The sequence below is a fragment of the Pedobacter sp. genome, assembly GCF_035566355.1.
In the GTDB taxonomy this organism is placed as follows: domain Bacteria; phylum Bacteroidota; class Bacteroidia; order Sphingobacteriales; family Sphingobacteriaceae; genus Pedobacter.
In genome coordinates, this window is record NZ_DATMRL010000186.1 from 1 (window position 1) to 5,874 (window position 5,874).

At 39.1% G+C, this 5,874-nt stretch carries 3 protein-coding genes, 1 tRNA gene and 1 pseudogene; 1 reads left to right on the top strand and 4 read right to left on the bottom strand.

Going from position 1 to position 5,874, the window contains the following annotated elements:
- The 3 genes and pseudogenes from VNZ46_RS07310 to VNZ46_RS07320 all read right to left on the bottom strand — a co-directional run.
- Positions 1-341 (bottom strand): annotated as a pseudogene (locus VNZ46_RS07310) (right-handed parallel beta-helix repeat-containing protein); the annotation flags it as partial.
- Between the two features lie 29 nt (positions 342-370).
- Complete coding sequence (locus VNZ46_RS07315; protein ID WP_325559427.1) at positions 371-3,133, bottom strand: TonB-dependent receptor; 2,763 nt, start codon at positions 3,131-3,133, stop codon at positions 371-373.
- Between the two features lie 239 nt (positions 3,134-3,372).
- The gene (locus tag VNZ46_RS07320) at positions 3,373-5,016 is read right to left on the bottom strand and encodes a tetratricopeptide repeat protein (protein WP_325559428.1); all 1,644 of its coding nucleotides are present in this window, start codon (positions 5,014-5,016) and stop codon (positions 3,373-3,375) included.
- 452 nt (positions 5,017-5,468) lie between these two features.
- Here VNZ46_RS07320 and VNZ46_RS07325 point away from each other — a divergent pair.
- A tRNA-Pro gene (locus VNZ46_RS07325) sits at positions 5,469-5,542 on the top strand.
- A 118-nt stretch (positions 5,543-5,660) separates the two neighbouring features.
- On the opposite strand, the gene VNZ46_RS07330 is transcribed toward VNZ46_RS07325, so the two are convergent.
- A partial coding sequence (locus tag VNZ46_RS07330) for a YdeI/OmpD-associated family protein (protein WP_325559429.1) occupies positions 5,661-5,874 on the bottom strand: 214 nt, incomplete at its 5' end.

Genomic DNA, 5,874 nt, shown 5'->3' on the forward strand with positions numbered 1-5,874 from the left:
CCCAATTTTTTCGCTTCCGTCCTGAATACGGGATCAACTGTAAATCTTACCGGTGCTTCTGCAGTACCCTGAGCATAGAGATTACCTTTTACAATAAACTCTGGCTTGGCGAGTGTGTCCATGAGTACAGTAACTCCCTCCTCAATGATCAATGATTTCCCCTCAGGTACAATAACGTCCCCTTTTATGATCTGTGTACTTCCTTTTTGCCAAACACCAGAAATATCACCAGCAACCGTACCGTTTCCTGTATCTGGGTCTACATCGCTATTTGCCTTTTTACAGCCCGACAGACCTAAACTCATCAAGGCAAAATATATAAATAACTGTTTAAACTTCATTTTCGTTGTTTTTAAAATGTACTTATTCATTAAAGTTTGTAGCGTAATCCCAGCAAATATGTCTGCTTATATTCGTCATCTCGAATGATGGTTCTTCCATCAACTTGTTTAGCAAATGCCGCATCCCCGGGATTAGTCCCTTTTATAAAAAGCCTCGATGGGGTATTCAGTAAATTTCCAGCCTTTATAAAAACACTAAGGCCATTTTTAAATCCCTTCTCTACTGAAGCATCCATCTGGATAAAGCCTTCCTGCCATAGGTCCGCATCTACAAACTGCGAAACTGTATTAATTCTTGGACCGGTATAAGAACCAGCAACCTGGGCATCCCACTTTTTCTTAGTGCTTTTATAAAGCAATGATAAATTTGCTACGTGGGCAGACTGTCCGTACAGCGGCCTGGTTTGCTCAACAATAAGATTTTCAGGAGATCCGCTGGCATTGATAACCCGTGAGCTCTTTGGTGTAGTGATGCTGGAATGCGTATAGGTATAGTTTGCTTTTATTCCGATTTTACTGATAAACTTAATGTAGTCCAGTTCAATTCCATAGTTCTTTGCTACTCCAAAATTACCTGGACTATAATAAATATCCTGTCCTCGGGTTTCATCTGGCTTAAAGATGTATTCTATAGGATCTTTAATTCGCTTGTAAAATGCCCCTACAAGGATTTGATCTGTTCCATTGGGGAAAAGTTCATAGCGTAAATCAAAATTATCTGCTAAAGCTCTTTTCAAATCAGGATTTCCACGCTCTTGATATTCTTCATTAACCACTTTACCAGGAAGGATTTCATAAAAACCAGGGCGGTTCAAAGAACGGAAATAGGATGCCCTCAGGTTTTCACGTTTAGATAGCCCATATTTCAGGTTCAGGCTTGGCAAATAATCAGTATAGACTTGCTCTCCTTTCGGAAATTTCTCTTCGGCCGGAAAAAGAAGTTCAAATCCTTGATTGGTATGTTCTACCCTTATACCACCAACAACCTGCAGGTCATGACTTGTAAATTTAAACATACCATATCCGGCAGTTATCTTTTCCGATGCATTATTGGTTAAAGGATTACTAACCCCACCCGCAGGATTTTGAATCGAAAAAGCAATATCCGTATAATTAATAAAATCCTTACCGTACAATGCCGCTGAGTTCGCTGGCGTTAGGGTGTAATTATTATAGTAACTTGCCCTTTGTTTATCTCTGTATAAGCCACCTGCACTAAAGTCTACGTTTGTTCCTCCAATATCTGCGGTGTAAGTTAAATCCAGATATCCAGCTTTGTCTTCATCTGTATTGCGTTCCCATCTGCTGCTGCTTCCATTAGTCTTTACCACAGTCCTCTGGTCTGTGAAATCAATTTTTTTCCCGCTTAATGATATAGATGTATTATCGGGAACATCGTTTTTTGCCGACGAATAGACTGCCGACCATTGAATTTTTAAGCGATCCCCAATCAGTTTGTGGTCACCATGAAGAGTGGAATTGTAGATCTGTTGTTCCGTTAGCCTGGAACGTGTTGTGTAACTCAGTTCCGCCTTTCCGATAGATGGATCATAATCTGTGGAGAAATCGGTAGCCTTTACATCTCTCACCTGCTGGTTAACCAGGTTCACATAAGTGTTGTATAAACTGATCTTATTTTGCTGATTAAAGATATAATCAATCTTCCCATGCAAACCATAGCGCTTTTGCTGTTCAGAATATTGTCTTTCACTCAGACCGATAATTTTACCGTACTTATTTGATGCATCAACGACTGCGGAATTGTAAAAAGTGCTGTTGGACCCTCTGTAGGTATTCTGATAACTACCAGCAATTATAACTCCAAGTTTATTGTCCAGGAACCGTTGTCCAATGGAAAGTCCACCTACAAGATTTGGTGCAGGGCTTGCCGATTTGTAATCCCGTGTTCCTTTTGGAAAATCATTCTGGGTTGCCTGGTAATTTTTTCCATAAAGATCATATGGTGATTTATGATTGATACTGGAAGCATCAAAACTCATAAAACTACGGTCAAAGAACATTTGATTATAGCCTGTTGCTATATTCGCATTAATTTGTAAACGCTGAGGAGCATCTTTCATCACCATATTCACTACCCCACCTACCGCATCACCTTCCATATTAGGTGTCAAAGTTTTATAAACTTCCAGGCGCTCCAGAAGTTCCGATGGAAAAATATCCAGTGGCACATAACGATATTTATTGTCTGGACTTGGAATTTTAACACCATTAACTAAGGTATAGTTATATCGTTTATCCATCCCTCTTAAAATGGCGTACTGACCATCTCCATTGCTGTTACGCTCAATAGAAACACCAGAAACCCGCTGAATCACATTCGCCACAGTCAAATCAGGAGAGACTTCCATTGCCCTTCCTGAAACCATATTGACCAGGGGCACGGATTGCTGTTCCAGCCTGCGTGCCGTTTTTTCAGCAGAGCCATCATGTTTGGCCTGGATAACCACCTCACTCAGATCTTTTCCATTCTGCTCTTCCAGGTAGATTTTAAGCTTGTCGTTGTCTTCCTTTTGAATCTCAAGCTGCATCAATACAGTTTTGTACCTTAGATAAGATACCCTTAAGACAAAATTTCCTGTTGGCGCATGTTTTAGCTCAAAAGAACCGTCCAGACCAGTAGAAGTGACCAAGCCTGTTTTTTCCAGCTGTATTGTTGCTCCAATCAGGGTTTCTCCCGTTTTTGAATCGTATACCCGCCCTTTAATGGTTGTTGCATGGGCTGCGGTGATACCTGATAATAAAAAAAATAGTGTTCGTAAAAATCGCTTCATTTTTTAATTAATTGACTGCCGTTTATTTTTGACAGGACAAATTTGGGAACTCAGAACCGGGCTTTGTAAAAAGCACCGTATACAAAAAAGATACATGCAAAAACTGACGTATACATCAAAGCAACAAGGTCACAAACAAAACAACAAAAGACTGTAAAACAACAACTTACAATCAACAAAGTCGCCATTAACCTTTCATTATCCATATATTAAGTCATTGTTAAGCACTCAAATCCAGTCTAAATCGTTTGGATAAACGTACTCAGGTTATCTCCTGTTGGAATGTTTAATTTCTTTCGTAAACGATACCTCGCAATGCGTAAACTATCTTGAGAAATCCCAAGTAATAAAGCAATATCTTTAGAACCCAGGTTCATTTTCAAAAGAGCCAATAGCCTCATATCATTAGAGGTCAGATCATCACTGAGTTTTTTAAGCTGATCGTAAAAACTCTGATGTACCTGTTCAAATATATTTGCAAATTCTTTCCAATGCTGATCATTGTTAAAGCTCTGGGTAATCTGCTGAACAATTTGCTGTAATTGTTTTTTCTGATCCCGTTTGTCATCTTTCACCAGGGCATGCAACTTTTCCCTTACCTCTTCAAGGAGTTGGTTGTTTTGGATCAGGTTGAGCGTATGTGAGGTCAGTTCCTTTGTTTTTAGTTCCAGTTCTTGTTTCAAGCTTTCTTCTTCCAGCTGTTTATTCCGGAGTTCCATCTCCATTAACTCCCGTTGCGCGTTATATACATCACTATTCTTCCTGGCTATCAATTTCTCATCCCTGATCTTCAACCTTTGCCGGCTAAAAATGGTCCAGACCAATATCAATAGCAGAACAAGGACCAAGCCGGTAGCTATAGCAATAATTCTGTTTGTTTTCCTGATATTTTCCAGCCGGACAATTTCACTGTTTTTCTTGTCGGTATCATACAGTATCTGAAGGAAAGAGGTCTGTTGTGTTCCTTCTTTAGAGTAAACCTCCATTGTATATTTCCGGCTAAGCTCCAAATAATCATAAGCACTATCCAGTTGATTCAACAACCTAAAGGTCTTGGCAATATCCCGGTAAGCCGATCCGATTTGATACAGGTTGTTTGTTTTTTGTGCAAGTAGAAGAGCCTTTCGTGTCTGCTTCATAGCCTCGCCATATTTGCCTGTTTTTCTTAGTATGTCTCCCAGGTTATTGACCACCTCTATACTCGCTACCTCATTATGCTCTTCTTCATATAACTCCCTGGCAGTATTAAAACAATGGTAGGCAGAATCATATTTAGCCAGATCTTCATAAATACTGCCCAGGTTCTCATAGATCTTAGCTGTTCCAAACTTATTCCCGGCACGCTTATATTCTGCAAGTGCACGATTCTGATAAAATGAAGCACTGTCGTATTGCTGGCGTTTCTCAAACAAGTGCCCCAAATTACCATAGGTTTCAGCAACACCAGCTCTGTCATTTGATTTTCTATATAAACCTAAAGCCTGGTTATAATGCTTCCAGGCCTTGTCATTTTGTTTATTGTAATAATAAAGCAGGCCGGTGCAGTTTAACGTCGCAGCCAATAATACCGAATTCTTTTGTTCACTGAATACCTTTTCCGCCCGCTGATAAAAATCCAGAGATTGAGCATAGTGTCCCTCGTTAAAACAAATCTGCCCCATTTGTTGCATACAAATCCCAGCTGTCAGAATGTCCTTACCGTTCTCTGCTGTGGCATAGAGCTTTCTCAACAATAAAAAAGCAGAATCCGGAAATTGCCTGCTCAGCTGTTCCGTTCTTTTCAGCAGTTCACGATTGTCGGTTTGAGCCCTGCCCTGTACAGCGTACAATTGCCCTAAAGCAGCCAATATAAAAAAAAGCAACCTTAAGTATCGGTTAACCATATAGTAAAAGATTTGATTTTCAATCGAATAATTAATACAAAAGAACTATTTCGATATTACCTTAACATTAACCATGCTTAACCTCAGTATTAATTTAATGTTTACAAGGCTCTGAACAGGCAAACAGGAGATTTCGGGCTTACAAACAAACCTGATAAAAATTTTCTCCTTGAAATAGAATACATTAGCCCTTTTCCACTCCAAAAAATACGTTATCTTATAAAAGTGTGCCTTTTTTATTTACCTTTGCAGCACAGCAAACGGGAAAGTAGCTGTGAGAACAAGGAAATTAGTACTGGTTCTTTTTTTTTGAAAGACTAAGAAATTGAAAATCAACATCAGATTAAAGTTTCTGAAAAATTTTTAAAAAATATTTTGAAATTAAAAACAAAAGTTCTACTTTTGCAATCCCAACAACGAAGTAACTCAGTTACTAAATTGTAAATCAAGTTCGGGGTGTAGCGTAGCCCGGTATCGCGCCACATTTGGGATGTGGAGGTCGTAGGTTCGAATCCTGCCACCCCGACTTAAAAAAAGCCTTTAAATCTAAGATTTAAAGGCTTTTTTATTTTCATATAATTCCAACAAGAACATATAAGTGCAATCGAAATCTGCGTAAGGAACGGAACTAATCCAACCCTTAATTACTCGTCGTTTAAACCATTTCCATTAAGAATTTGTGGCATATATTTCTCTACTCTCGCCTCGCGGGTTTTGGATTGCTTAGGAGATGAAAAGTGAAGAAGATATGCTCTTTGCCGCCCAGGTGTCAATCTATAAAATGCGGTTTTTAGAGCAGGGATCTGATCTAATCTATGTTGGAATTCTTTAGAAACAACATATTCTTCCGTCTTTTTA